Source organism: Escherichia sp. KTE52, from assembly GCF_000408325.1.
Lineage (GTDB): Bacteria > Pseudomonadota > Gammaproteobacteria > Enterobacterales > Enterobacteriaceae > Escherichia > Escherichia marmotae.
The window spans coordinates 800,242-813,361 of record NZ_KE138676.1 but is presented as its reverse complement, the minus strand read 5'-3'; the positions used below and the strand labels follow the sequence as shown (position 1 = coordinate 813,361).

The following is a 13,120-nucleotide window of genomic DNA, read 5'->3' as shown; positions in this document are numbered from 1 at the left end:
AATTATCTCAATGTCACGTTTAAAAAAGGTTTATAAACAACCACGTTTTCGTTATTCAGCCCTGGCCCACTGCGTGGCGTGGGCAAACATCTCTATTCAGGTTCTTTTCCCACTGGCTGTTACCTTTACACCGACAATGACGGCGCGAGCGCATAATGCGGCTCTGCCACGTCTAAGTACGGAAAATACTGCGGTTGCTACTGACAATAATGCAGACAAAAACATCGCGTCGTTTGCCGCGAATGCCGGTAAATTTTTAAGCAGTCAGCCGGATAGCGATGCGACACGCAATTTTGTTACCGGAATGGCCACAGCGAAGGCTACTCAGGAAATCCAGGAGTGGCTTGGCAAATATGGTACGGCTCGAGTCAAATTGAATGCCGATAAAGATTTCTCGCTGAAGGACTCTTCGCTGGAAATGCTTTATCCAATTTATGATACCCCGACAGATATGCTGTTCACTCAGGGGGCAATACATCGTACCGACGATCGTACTCAGTCAAATATTGGTTTCGGCTGGCGTCATTTTTCAGGCAATGACTGGATGGCGGGGCTGAACACATTTATCGATCATGATTTATCCCGTAGCCATACCCGCATTGGTGTTGGTGCGGAATACTGGCGCGATTATCTGAAACTGAGCGCCAACGGTTATATCCGGGCATCTGGCTGGAAAAAATCGCCGGATATTGAGGATTATCAGGAGCGTCCGGCTAATGGTTGGGATATCCGCGCCGAGGGCTATTTACCGGCCTGGCCGCAGCTTGGCGCAAGCCTGATGTATGAACAGTATTATGGCGATGAGGTAGGTCTGTTTGGTAAAGATAAACGCCAGAAAGATCCACATGCCATTTCTGCCGAGGTGAACTATACGCCAGTGCCTCTTCTGACACTGAGTGCAGAGCACAAACAGGGCAAGAGCGGTCAGAATGACACTCGCTTTGGCCTGGAAGTTAACTACCGGATTGGCGAACCTCTGGAGAAACAACTCGATACGGATAGCATTCGCGAGCGTCGGGTACTGGCAGGCAGCCGCTATGATCTGGTTGAACGTAATAACAATATCGTTCTTGAGTATCGCAAAGCTGAGGTGATCCGTATTGCCTTGCCAGACCGTATTGAAGGTAAGGGCGGGCAGACGGTGTCTCTTGGCCTCGTGGTCAGCAAAGCAACTCACGGCCTGAAAAATGTGCAATGGGAAGCGCCGTCTTTGCTGGCCGCAGGCGGTAAAATTACCGGTCAGGGTAACCAGTGGCAAGTGACGCTCCCGGCTTATCGTGCAGGCAAAGACAATTATTACGCGATCTCTGCGGTCGCATACGATAACAAAGGCAATGCCTCGAAACGCGTGCAGACAGCGGTGGTCATTACCGGAGCGGGTATGAGTGCCGATCGTACTACGTTAACGCTTGATGGCCAGAGCCGTATCCAAATGCTTGCTAACGGGAGTGCGCAAAAGCCGCTGGTTCTGTCTCTGCGAGACGCCGAGGGACAGCCAATCACGGGCATGAAAGATCAGATCAAAACTGAACTGACGTTTAAACCTGCCGGAAACATCGTAACGCGGGCCCTTAAGTCCGCTAAATCACAGGCACAGCCAACACTGGGTGAGATCACCGAAACAGAAGCCGGGGTGTACAAGTCTGTCTTCACCACCGGTACGCAATCAGGTGAAGCAACCATTACTGTGAGCGTTGATGGCATGAGCAAAACCGTCACGGCTGAACTGCGTGCCACTATGATGGATGTGACAAAATCGACTCTGAGTGTGAATGAGACGTCAGGTGATGTGATTGCCGATGGTCAGAAATCTTACACGTTGACGCTTACTGCGGTGGATACCGATGGCAACCCGGTGGAGGGAGAAGCCAGCCGTTTGCGCTTTGTTCCACAGGACAACAGCGGTGTTACCATTGGCACCATTTCGGAGATAAAGCCGGGGGTCTACAGCGCCACGGTTTCTTCGACCCGTGCCGGAAACATTGTTGTGCGTGCCTTTAGCGAGCAGTATCAGTTGGGCACGTTACAACAAACGCTGAAGTTTGTTGCCGGACCGCTTGATGCAGCGCGCTCAACCATCACTCTGAACCCGGATAAACCGGTGGTTGGCGGCACGCTTGCGGTAACCTGGGCGGCAAAAGATGCCTATGACAACCCAGTGACCGGCCTTACTCCAGATACACCGTCATTAACGGGTGCAGCCGCTGCGGGTTCTTCAGTCTCAGGCTGGACGGATAATGGCGACGGGACGTGGATCGCGCAAATTTCTCTGGGTACTACGGCGGGTGAATTAATTGTTATGCCGAAGATCAACGGTCAGGATGCAGCAGCTAATGCGGCTAAAGTGACTGTGGTAGCTGATGCTTTATCTTCAGGCCAGTCGAAAGTATCCGTTGCAGCGGATCGCATTAAAGCAGGGGAAAGCACGACAGTGACGCTTGTGGCAAAAGATGCGCATGGTAACGCTATCAGCGGTCTTTCCCTGTCAGCAAGTCTGACGGGTGCCGCGTCTGAAGGAGCGACCGTTTCCAGTTGGACTGAGAAAGGCGACGGTTCCTATGTTGCTACGCTGACTACCGGCGGAAAGACGGGTGATCTTCACATCATGCCGCTATTCAACGGCCAGCCAGCAGCCACCGACGCTGCGCAGTTGACCGTTGTTGCGGGGGATCAGGCGGTTTCTAACTCAACGTTGACGGTAAAAGATAGCGTTCTTGCTGTTGAAAGCGCAACGGAACTGACTTTCTCCGCCAGAGATCAGTTTGGAAATGCGCTTACCGATATCGACACTGCTAAACTTGGCGTATCGCTTTCCGGTGATGCCGCGTCTGGTAGTTCGGTTACAGGCTGGAGCCATAAAGGCAACGGCGAATACACGGCTATTCTGCGTTCGGGAACACGGGCAGGCGCGTTGAACATTATGCCGCAGATTGATGGCAAAAACGCTACAGCAAAGGCAACTCCGATTAATGTTAAAGCGGGTACTGTTTCGGTTGACCACGCGGAAATGACGGTATCGAAAACGTCGATTACCGTTGGTGAAAGCGTCACACTGACGCTGACGATGACGGATAAATACGGCAACGCAATCACCGGCATTACGCCTGAAACACCACAATTTGGTGGTGATGCATACAACATCAACCAGCAGCGTCCATCCGTCAGTCAGTGGACGGATAAGGGCAATGGAACCTATACGGCGGTGCTGACTGCTGGCGCAACGGGAGTTGGTGAGCTGACTATCATGCCGCGAGTTGATGGCTCTGACGCTCTGAAACAGGCGGTTTCTGTCACCATTGCCGCCGGGGAGATGTCATTAGTGAACTCCACGTTCGTAGCTGATAACGATGCCCCGATGATCAAAACAACGACACAACTGATCTTCACGGCGAAGGATGCGAACGGTAACCCAGTCAGAGGTCTGAAACCTGATGCTCCAGAAATTAGTGGCGCAGCCAGCACAGGGACGGAGCAACCTTCGGCAGGAGCCTGGACGGAACAAAGTGATGGCACTTATGTTACGACGTTAACTATAGGCTCTGCAGCCGGCCAACTGGTTATCTGGCCGCGGGTGAATGGCAAAGATGCTGCTTCGCAACCGCTATTGCTGAACGTTGTGGGTAACGCATCTGAGGCTAACATTCACGATATTTCAGTGAATGTTGATAACCAACTGGCTGATGGACAGTCTGCCAACAAGGTTACTCTGACCGTAACGGATTCCTATGGTAACCCGTTGCAGGATCAAACTGTAACGCTGACTCTGCCGGAGGGAGTGAGCAGTAAGACGGGGAATAAGGTAACAACGAATGCTGCAGGTAAAGCCGATATTGAGCTGATATCAACCGTTGCCGGGGAACACAAAATCACGGCTTCGGTGAAAAACTCCCAGAAGACTGCCACGGTGAAGTTCAAAGCGGATGCCAAAACTGGCCAGGCAAGCCTTCAGGTTGATACCGCCCAAAAAGCAGCAAACGGCAATGATGCCTTTACGCTGACGGCAACTGTTGAGGATAAACACGGCAACCCTGTTCCCGGAACTATGGTCGCCTTTAATCTTCCCCGGGGCGTCACACCGCTTAATGACGAGAGTACCTGGGTGAAGACTAACGATGAAGGTAAAGCCGAGCTGCGTGTTGTTTCTGTGGTTGCAGGAACGTATGCAATCACAGCCACGGCAGGAAATGACCAGACTTCGGATGCGCAGAGCATCACGTTTGTGGCCGACAAGGCTACGGCAACCATCTCGAACATTGAGGTGATTGGCAACCGCGCACTGGCAGATGGTAAAGCCAAACAGACTTATAAAGTCACGGTTACTGATGCCAATAACAATATCGTGAAAGATAGTGAAGTGACGCTGAGCGCCGAGCCAGCAACGTTAGACCTGGAGCCGAACGGGACTGCAACAACCAATGAGCAGGGGCAGGCTGTATTCACCGCCTCTACCACTAAAGCGGCGATATATACGCTAACCGCGAAAGTGAATCGGACTGACGGTCAGGTATCGACGAAAACAGCCGAATCCAGATTCGTCGCGGATGATAAAAATGCGGTACTTGCGGTCTCTCCTGAACGAGTAGAGTCTCTGGTGGCAGACGGGGTGGCGACCGCAACACTGGAGATCACTCTGATGTCGGCAGGCAACCCTGTTGGGGGGAGTATGTGGGTCGACATTCAGGCTCCGGAAGGGGTGACGGAGGATGATTACCAGTTCCTGCCATCGAAAGCCGATCATTTTGTGAGCGGAAAAATCACGCGTAAATTCAGTACTACTAAGCCAGGGGTATATACATTCACATTCAACACTCTGACGTATGGTGGGTACGAAATGCAGCCAGTGACGGTGACAATTAACGCAGTGGAGGCTGCTACTGAAGAAGGTGAGGAGGCAATAAAATAATTTCTCCAGGAATGAAAAATTCGCTGTAATAAACAATAATGGCGTTGACACACGCAACGCCATTATTTACTGAACACCTACCCTGATACTGATTAGACAGTAGCAGGGTAGGGTAATCCTCAATGAGATATAGATACAGGCTAAGCCGGGCGAACGGGGATAAAAATTTCGCAAACAACATAGTTGTTATTCTTTTCTACAAAAGTTTCATTGCAGTAAAAACGTTCGATATCACAACCGTTTACTCTGACTAACCCCCTGGCAGGCAGTTCTATCAGATAGAGGTTCCGCACCCAGTTCGCATAATACTCCCAATCTCCTTCATAGCGGAAAGAGGCATAAAGCCCTCCAGCCGTTATCCATTCCTTTGGCATCTCCGTATCCGCATGGTCGCATACTGTACCGGCGAAGGTTTCAACTGTGAGCAAGTCTACCGATTTTGTAGATGGTGTATATGTTGAGACGTAATAGATATCCGTCTTCAAATTCTGAAGACATCTGGATAAATGATTACGCCGCAGTTTTACTTCTTCATCTGGTGGTTTGTTAGAGATTTCAATGTCATATTTAAATGAATTACCCCAAATACGTGTCTCAGGTAAATTGATTAATCTGCAATCAGTCTTTTGGTACTGACGCGTTAATAAAGGAGGCAAGATGTTGGTGAGATCCCAAAAGTCACGGAGCCGATATTCTCTGGGAGAACATCCAAACAACTTTTTAAATTCGCGGCTGAATGACTGCTGTGAATCAAAATGCAAAGATAGTGCAATATCAAGCATTGATTTAGCTGTAAGTCTGACAAGAATGGCTGCCCGACAAAGTCTTCGTTTGCGGATGTATGATCCCAGGGGCATGTGCATGAAGTTTCTGAACAGAAGTTGAATATTGCGTCTACTGTAGCCAGATTTCTGTGCGATATCTTCGATTGAGATAGGGTGATCGAGATTGCACTCAATCCACTCCAGGAGCTGCTGTAAAATCTTCTGCCTGATCATAACATTCTCCATTTATCTTTAGTCACTTTGCACATTTTCCTTGCGACAATGACTTTGAGTATATCAAAAACAGAAATGCCCGAGGCTAAACAAACGATTGATAGTGCATCTTCATTTTGCCGAGTAATCGTGAATGCCATAAAAGTGGTTTTGGCCAATAACATGGGGGAGGTGTCATGAACATCACGCTATGAGGTGGCCACAGTGGCTGAGTGCATTCTGATACTATTCATTTAACATAATATACATTATGCGCACCAATGTTATAACTGCAATATTCTAATGTTGCGCGGCTAGGTTTCCTGGGCTGTTATGTTGTGATCCCAGGATGCTGCCGGTACTTCACCGGACTCATTTTTCGCGGTCGAGATTGTCTTGCTCGCTAAAACCGGCCAAACCCCATATCTCACTTAATTCCATATTCTCGGCTTAACCGACCGTGCAACCTCAACACATTGGTTTCAATTGCCGTCAACACGTTCTCCGGAAAATCTGCCGGTAATGAAGCCTTCACGTTATCCAATGCTGCGGGAATCATTCTGGCAAAGTCTCTCAGGATTTCATGCATCTGCACTTCCGGGAATTTCAGTGCCTTTGCTGTCGCCAAAAAATGTCGCGGATATATTTTATCGATTTCCGTTTTTCTGCCTTTGGATGCGTTAAGCCCCATTGCCAGTTTGAGATCGCTGATATGTATTCCCGCGCCACCCAATACCGGAAATGCTGAAATGATGTCGTAAAATGGCGTGAGTCGATAACTGCCACCGGCCTGGATAAACACTGAGAAATTTTTCGCATGGCCGTCTGTCGAGCCAATCAACCACTGGAATACCTGGAATTTCATAAAATCATAACGATCGCGAAGCGCCTCGCTGGACCCCATCAAAAAAGCCATGATCCGCGCGATGCCTGGGCCTCCGTCAGATTCATATTTCACCGATGAAGGTAAACCGAATGTCTGACACATATCCTCCTGCGGCAAGCGAAGTAAAACCGTTCGTTCAGTATTCCAGCGCCTGTCAAAGCGTTCGACCGCTAACGCGCGCACCCTTCCCGCTTTAATGATTTCTGCGTCGGGAACATTCAACCCGAATTCTTTTGCCAGCAGCAGACAGTAATACTCATTATCAACACTCTGACTGAGATCGAGCGTCGCATTGGGCTGTCTGATTTCACCAATCGGCAATTTAATGATATGCGTCGTCGGCGTTATTCCTTTCGGAATGCACCAGTCATTGCCCATTCTGAGCAGCGCAGTCTTCTCCTGCGCGCCAGCAACCGAGATGCGAAAGTCATTTTCCTCCCTAATCATGCCTAGCGGGATATCTGCTTTATAAGCCGTTAATACTTCTTCAAGTCTGGCTTCAGTAAGCTTTTCCCATACCATTATTGGGCGCGTCACGGTTTCGTCTTCTGGTAATAACGTCACGGCGCCAACGCTATCTCGCCCTATTTCTGACAATAAATCAAACGGTTGCCTGGATTTAGCATGATAACGTTTAACGATGCGGTCGCGTACAATCGGGCTATCGGGTAACAGGTTATCGAAGAAGTTAAATACAGCATCAGAGGTGATATTCCCCCTCTGCAATGGCAGCGAAAGCGACAATGGCCTGGCATAACGGTTGGTCAACCACTCCGGCGCATACTTAAAGGTATGGGCACCGTTGGTCAGCTTCGTCAACTCGCCTACCCGCTGGTTGTTCATCCACGTGACAAGTTTTGGCATTACCACTCCAGATCTTGCTGAACGGTTGATTCTGGCGAGTCATTTTTCGTGTCGCATAGCGTCATCGAGAGATTAAGTGACTGTAATATCTTAAAAAATGTCGTTAGTGTGGTGTTGTCAGGGTTATTTTCGAAATTGGAAATAGTCGCCTGTTTTATGCCGATTTTTTTCGCCAGCTCGCTCTGCGTCCAGCCATTTTGCTGACGAACCAGTTTCATTGCATTTGCTAATTGCGTTGGGCTATAGATCATCGGAAAGCTCATCATGCCATACATCCACAAGAATTTTATCCGCTTTAGGGGATATTTTCAGTTTTATCCTTTAGTGAGGATAAAGTCAATCTGTAAACGCATTTTATCCGCTCTACGGGATAAATACTGCGATATCCCCGATCGCGGATAAAATGGAGGATTTAAAAAACGGCGCTGACGTGCCATTTGAGGTTGCTGATTTAAGCTGCATTACAAGCCTCATCACAGCGATCTCACCATTCTTGATGTACACTCGCGGCAAGTCTGGCACTTCGGGATCAGGCGCCTTTTCCCATGATTATATTTCTTTTCAATTTAATGGCATTCCTCAGTTCGATATTGAATTTAGCCTCGTCACTGAGGTTGTCCTTAAGATCAAGCGCAATGCGTTTTAATTCCGTAAATGCAAGCGGTCTTTGCCCATGTAAAAATTGAACGCCAGAACGTTCATAATACTTATCAATATGCTTTAACCTGTATTTTGCTAATTTTCTTATTTCACCTATAGACCCCTGCTGCCCATTGTCTATTAGGCGGTTGATTGTATACTCAACAAACTCTTTTTTATCTTCTCCGAAATAACTTAAAACTAACGGAAGTAAGAATCTTTGCATACAGATATCATATGAAAAAACCATAGAAAAATCGGAACCTAAAAGATCACAAGCCCCATCGAAATCGTTATATATAAAGATATAACGGTAAAAATCCTTAAACCTACTAATTATGCTTGCGTCGGTAACTTTATTTGCGCCAATATAGCAGCCATAAGGACTTCCTTTTGCAAAGTCAATGTTTTCTGTTGATTTGAAACTATCACATCCAGCGACTATAGCGAGTAGATTATTCATTGTATGTTTGTTTATCATTAAAAACAGATCATTCATCTCACTCCAGGATATATACTTTTTAATGCCAGGGAAAAACATTCCCTCATCGGGTGAGCCATGACACTCAAAATGCACTATCGGGATTAAACCTTTTTTTATGACTCCTTTTTCCAGCTCCTTAAAGAAAGATATTAGCATGGGGATATTATGGATCTTAACAAACACAATGGGGATGGGGACTTTCAAGCTTGAGATCGATTTAAATAGTTTTGAAGCGGTATTGCTTTTAAGTGTTATATCATCTGGTCTATTGGTGTTAATTTTGATGTCACTCGAGGAGTCAAGATCTTCATCACCTAAAACATCGATGATATATATAATGTTGAATGCAAATTTTCTCGTCATATTTTATATCGCTATATCCAATAGAGTTAGCGTCCAAATGCCAGGAGTTTCACACAAAAAACTTCAAACCTGGTTCCTGTCCTAAGGATATCAAAAAAAAGTCACTTTGTGATTATTCACTATCCACAGACAGATATTAATTTTTAATATATTGCATGTTAATATATTTATATGAAATGAATAAAAACAACAAGAAGGAGGCTTTATTTGTTTTAAATTGATTTTATGCGAAATTTACTCTTCCCTACCCCGTTAGCCTCTAATATTATTATTGATTAATAAATATCTCTGATGAATCTTGAGCAGCACGTAGTCAATCACTTTTAGGTATCCTTGATTTAATGCGCGAGCTCGGTGGATTGATGACGTGAGGCGAATTCATCAATTCATCAATTTTATCTACACTTGGGTTAACGCGCTGACGGGAGTAAAAAAATGGCTGACTGGAACCCCTCTTTATATTTGCACTTCACCGCCGAACGGTCGCGACCAGCGGTAGAACTGCTTGCCAGAGTTCCTCTGGAAAACGTCCGGCAAATAGCCGATCTCGGCTGCGGCCCAGGCAACAGCACCGCCCTGCTACATCAACGTTGGCCAACGGTAAAAATTACTGGCATTGATTCGTCTCCGGCGATGATTGCTGAAGCGCGTGCAGTGTTGCCAGAATGTCAGTTTGTTGAAGCAGATATCCGCAATTGGCAACCGGATCACGCATTCGATCTGATTTTCGCCAACGCCTCGTTGCAATGGTTGCCTGATCATTACGAACTGTTTCCACATCTTGTGTCGTTACTCAATCCGCATGGCGTACTGGCGGTACAAATGCCGGACAACTGGCTGGAGCCGACACATGTATTAATGCGCGAAGTCGCCTGGGAGCAGCATTATCCGGATCGTGGACGCGAACCACTGGCAGGCGTTCATGCTTACTACGATATTCTGAGTGAAACCGCATGTGAGGTTGATATCTGGCGAACCACCTACTATCACCAGATGCCATCTCACCAGGCGATTATTGACTGGGTGACCGCCACCGGATTACGCCCGTGGTTGCAGGATCTGACTGAGAGTGAACAGCAGCATTTTCTTACGCGCTACCATCAGATGCTGGAAGAGCAGTATCCACTGCAGGAGGATGGTCAAATACTGCTGGCATTTCCGCGCTTGTTCATTGTTGCCCGGCGAACAGAGTAATTGTTACGTCAACTGGTAATGGCGGTCGGGAAGAATCTTCGGCGGGATCTCCGTTTCATCGTTCATCTGCAACAGGTCAATTTCAATAGCGTTGCAGATGGCATCAAGCGGTAAATCATTGTTTTCTGTACCGAACGGGTCTTCTAACTCTTCCGCCAGACAATCAAGCGAAATGAAGGTGTAGGAAATCAGTACTGAGATAAAAGGCGTCATGTAATGCAGATCCACGACCAGCGCGAACGGTAGCATGATGCAAAACAGGTAAACGGTACGATGCAAAATGAGTGTGTAAGCAAAAGGAATTGGTGTATATGCGATGCGCTCACATCCTGCCAGCACCGCAGAAATATCATTGAGCCGATCGTTCAGACTAATAAATAGAATGTCAGAAAGTTGCCCATTCCGGCGCTGAACAGCTAACCACTTCCCCATCATCAGCAAAATATGATTAGCTGGGGAGTTTGTAGCCTGCACCCGCTGAAGATCTTCTTCATTGAGGTAATGTGCCAGCACTTTTGCCTGTGGCAGTTTGCGTAATGTCATGCGTAAACAGTGAGCAAAGGCAATTTGTAGCCGGACAAACTCCTTTACGCTTGCTGAATCGGGCAACGTCGTTTTTACTTCACGCAATAATGACCGTAAGGCAATCATCAACTGTCCCCACAGTTTGCGCGCTTCAACATAACGAGCGTACCCCGCGTTATTACGAAACCCCAGAAAAATGGCGATAGCAACACCGAGAATGCTGAACGGCGCGAGGGTAAATTTGATGCCCAGATGCGTATACCAGGGCAGCATGAAAATAACCGCGATAGAAAAAAGAAAGTTGAGTAGCAAGCGCGAGGATATTTTGGATAATACTGAACCGTGCCAGACAAAAATACGGCGCAACCAGTGTTGTTGTGGGCGAACAATCATGATTATCTTCAAACATGGAAAAGTCGCCCTATTAAACGTGATTGCGATCACGTTCTCAAGTATCAATTTACAAATTACCTACAAGACTACAACAATCACAGATGCGACATGTGGCATCTGGTTATGATAAGGGTATATAGGATGTTGTAACTAATAATGCATAATAACAAACCCGGCCGAAACCGGGTTCAGAGATTGCGCCGTTAATTGCCTGATGCGCTGCGCTTATCAGCGCCTCCAACTAGCTATGTGATTTCAGTTAGTTGGAAAAGTGCGGCTGGATGCAGCATAAATGCCTTATCCGGCTTACAAAATAATGCAATTATTAGCACAACGGACGTACAGCTTCGCGCATCCCTTTTTCCAGAATCGCATCCAGGTCATTGGCCACCTGCTCTACCAGACCAGGCACTTGCGTCAGATCCTGCTCCCAGTGGTCTTTTTCTGCCAACACAATAGCAACCAGCGCCTGGGTGTCGATGACACGATCACGATGCTGACTCCACAATTGCTGATAACACTCCAGCCAGTGAGCATCATCCTGCACCGGATAGGTTTCACCGTTACGCTCACCGCGATAGAATGCAATCAGTGCCGCTAACGCGAAAGTGAGACGAGCCGGGAGTTTACCATTCGCCTTCTGCCCTGCCAGCAACTGCGGCAGGATGCGGGTACGGAACTTGGTCATACCGTTGAGCGCAATGGACAGCAACTGATGCTTAATGTACGGGTTACGGAAACGCCCGGTGACTGCACTGGCGAAAGATTCCAGCTCATCTCGCGGCAGATCCAGTACCGGAATAATCTCTTCATAAATGGCTTTTTCAACGAATGCACAGATTTCTGCATCGTTCATCGCTTCGCCTACAGTATCCAACCCAGCCTGGAACGCCACCGGCACCAGCGCGGTGTGAGCACCATTAAGGATTGCTACTTTGCGCTCTTTATACGGTTTAATATCGTCAACAATCAGTACGTTGAGCGGATATTTATCCAGACGCAATTCAGACGCTAAGGATTTCGGTCCCTGAATCACAAACAGGTAAAAGTGTTCAGCGGTATCGAGGAAACCATCGTGATAACCGAGTTCTTCTTCCAGTTTCGCTACTTCATCACGCGGATAACCGGTAACGATACGGTCCACCAGCGTAGAACAGAAGCTGTTAGCTTTATCCAGCCATTGAACAAACGCTTCCGGTAGCTGCCACTCTTGCGCATAACGCAGCACCAGTTCACGCAGCGCATCACCATTATAATCAATCAGTTCACACGGAATGATGATCCAACCTTTATCCAGCGCACCGTTGAAATGGCTAAAACGTTCGAACAGCAAACGCGTCAGTTTTGCCGGATAGCTTACCGCTGGCGCATCATCAAATTTGTCGCCCGCATGATAGTTGATGCCCGCTTCGGTGGTGTTAGAGAAGACGAAACGCATTTCCGGATTGTGCGCCAGCTTCAGGAATTCATCGTAGTCACCGTAGACGCTAATTTCACGGTTTACAGAACGAATCAAACGCGCATCGCTGACTGCTTCGCCCTTCTCATTCAGGCCACGAATAATGGTGGTGTACAAACCATCCTGAGTGCTAAGTGACGGCGGGAATGAAGTTTCAATCGGACGAACAACGACCACACCAGAATTCAGATCGGTGTGCTCATTCAGGAGATCAATTTGCCAGTCAACAAAGGCGCGCAGAAAGTTACCTTCACCAAACTGAATGATACGTTCTGGATACTGTGCACCGGGAAAATCGCGACGATTTAGTGTTTTCACAATGGGTTCCCTTTTGATTAGTCATACAACCTGCTTGAATTGGTATAACAGATTAGCAAACTTTAATACGCTGAACCCCTGTTTTGATCAACTCGTGGTGATTAATTAGCAGGTT

8 protein-coding genes are annotated in these 13,120 nt (G+C 47.5%); 2 read left to right on the top strand and 6 right to left on the bottom strand.

Annotation, left to right across the window (positions count from 1 at the left end):
- The first annotated feature begins 10 nt into the window (after positions 1–10).
- The gene (locus A1SC_RS17195; RefSeq protein ID WP_016262008.1) at positions 11–4,903 is read left to right on the top strand and encodes an invasin domain 3-containing protein; all 4,893 of its coding nucleotides are present in this window, start codon (positions 11–13) and stop codon (positions 4,901–4,903) included.
- 140 nt (positions 4,904–5,043) lie between these two features.
- On the opposite strand, the gene A1SC_RS17200 is transcribed toward A1SC_RS17195, so the two are convergent.
- The 4 genes from A1SC_RS17200 to A1SC_RS17215 all read right to left on the bottom strand — a co-directional run bounded on the left by A1SC_RS17200 (position 5,044) and on the right by A1SC_RS17215 (position 9,116).
- A complete protein-coding gene (locus tag A1SC_RS17200) occupies positions 5,044–5,901 on the bottom strand; it encodes a helix-turn-helix domain-containing protein (RefSeq protein ID WP_001516370.1) in 858 nt (285 codons plus the stop codon).
- Between the two features lie 406 nt (positions 5,902–6,307).
- Positions 6,308–7,630 carry a type II toxin-antitoxin system serine/threonine protein kinase toxin HipA gene (gene hipA / locus A1SC_RS17205; protein ID WP_016262007.1) on the bottom strand — a complete coding sequence of 441 codons (1,323 nt, stop codon included), beginning with the start codon at positions 7,628–7,630 and terminating at the stop codon, positions 6,308–6,310.
- Complete coding sequence (gene hipB / locus A1SC_RS17210; RefSeq protein ID WP_016262006.1) at positions 7,630–7,896, bottom strand: type II toxin-antitoxin system antitoxin HipB; 267 nt, start codon at positions 7,894–7,896, stop codon at positions 7,630–7,632. The genes hipA and hipB overlap by 1 nt, the downstream gene beginning before the upstream one ends.
- 263 nt (positions 7,897–8,159) lie before the next feature.
- Entirely contained in the window at positions 8,160–9,116 is a 957-nt protein-coding gene (locus A1SC_RS17215; RefSeq protein WP_000197006.1) for a hypothetical protein, read from the bottom strand.
- 435 nt (positions 9,117–9,551) lie between these two features.
- Here A1SC_RS17215 and tam point away from each other — a divergent pair, with 435 nt between their 5' ends.
- Positions 9,552–10,310: a trans-aconitate 2-methyltransferase gene (tam, locus tag A1SC_RS17220; protein WP_016262005.1), complete on the top strand. Its 759-nt coding sequence runs from the start codon at positions 9,552–9,554 to the stop codon at positions 10,308–10,310.
- 3 nt (positions 10,311–10,313) lie between these two features.
- Here the strand turns inward: tam and A1SC_RS17225 are convergent, their stop codons facing one another.
- Positions 10,314–11,228 carry a bestrophin family protein gene (locus A1SC_RS17225; protein WP_016262004.1) on the bottom strand — a complete coding sequence of 305 codons (915 nt, stop codon included), beginning with the start codon at positions 11,226–11,228 and terminating at the stop codon, positions 10,314–10,316.
- A 325-nt stretch (positions 11,229–11,553) separates the two neighbouring features.
- Positions 11,554–13,005: a tagaturonate reductase gene (uxaB, locus tag A1SC_RS17230; RefSeq protein ID WP_016262003.1), complete on the bottom strand. Its 1,452-nt coding sequence runs from the start codon at positions 13,003–13,005 to the stop codon at positions 11,554–11,556.
- Positions 13,006–13,120 lie beyond the last annotated feature (115 nt).

Bases quoted from the DNA above. Each gene is read 5' to 3' on its own strand.
- A1SC_RS17195 (WP_016262008.1), top strand. From the start codon at position 11: ATGTCACGTTTAAAAAAGGTTTATAAACAACCACGTTTTCGTTATTCA.
- A1SC_RS17200 (WP_001516370.1), bottom strand. From the start codon at position 5,901: ATGATCAGGCAGAAGATTTTACAGCAGCTCCTGGAGTGGATTGAGTGC.
- hipA (WP_016262007.1), bottom strand. From the start codon at position 7,630: ATGCCAAAACTTGTCACGTGGATGAACAACCAGCGGGTAGGCGAGTTG.
- hipB (WP_016262006.1), bottom strand. From the start codon at position 7,896: ATGATGAGCTTTCCGATGATCTATAGCCCAACGCAATTAGCAAATGCA.
- A1SC_RS17215 (WP_000197006.1), bottom strand. From the start codon at position 9,116: ATGACGAGAAAATTTGCATTCAACATTATATATATCATCGATGTTTTA.
- tam (WP_016262005.1), top strand. From the start codon at position 9,552: ATGGCTGACTGGAACCCCTCTTTATATTTGCACTTCACCGCCGAACGG.
- A1SC_RS17225 (WP_016262004.1), bottom strand. From the start codon at position 11,228: ATGATTGTTCGCCCACAACAACACTGGTTGCGCCGTATTTTTGTCTGG.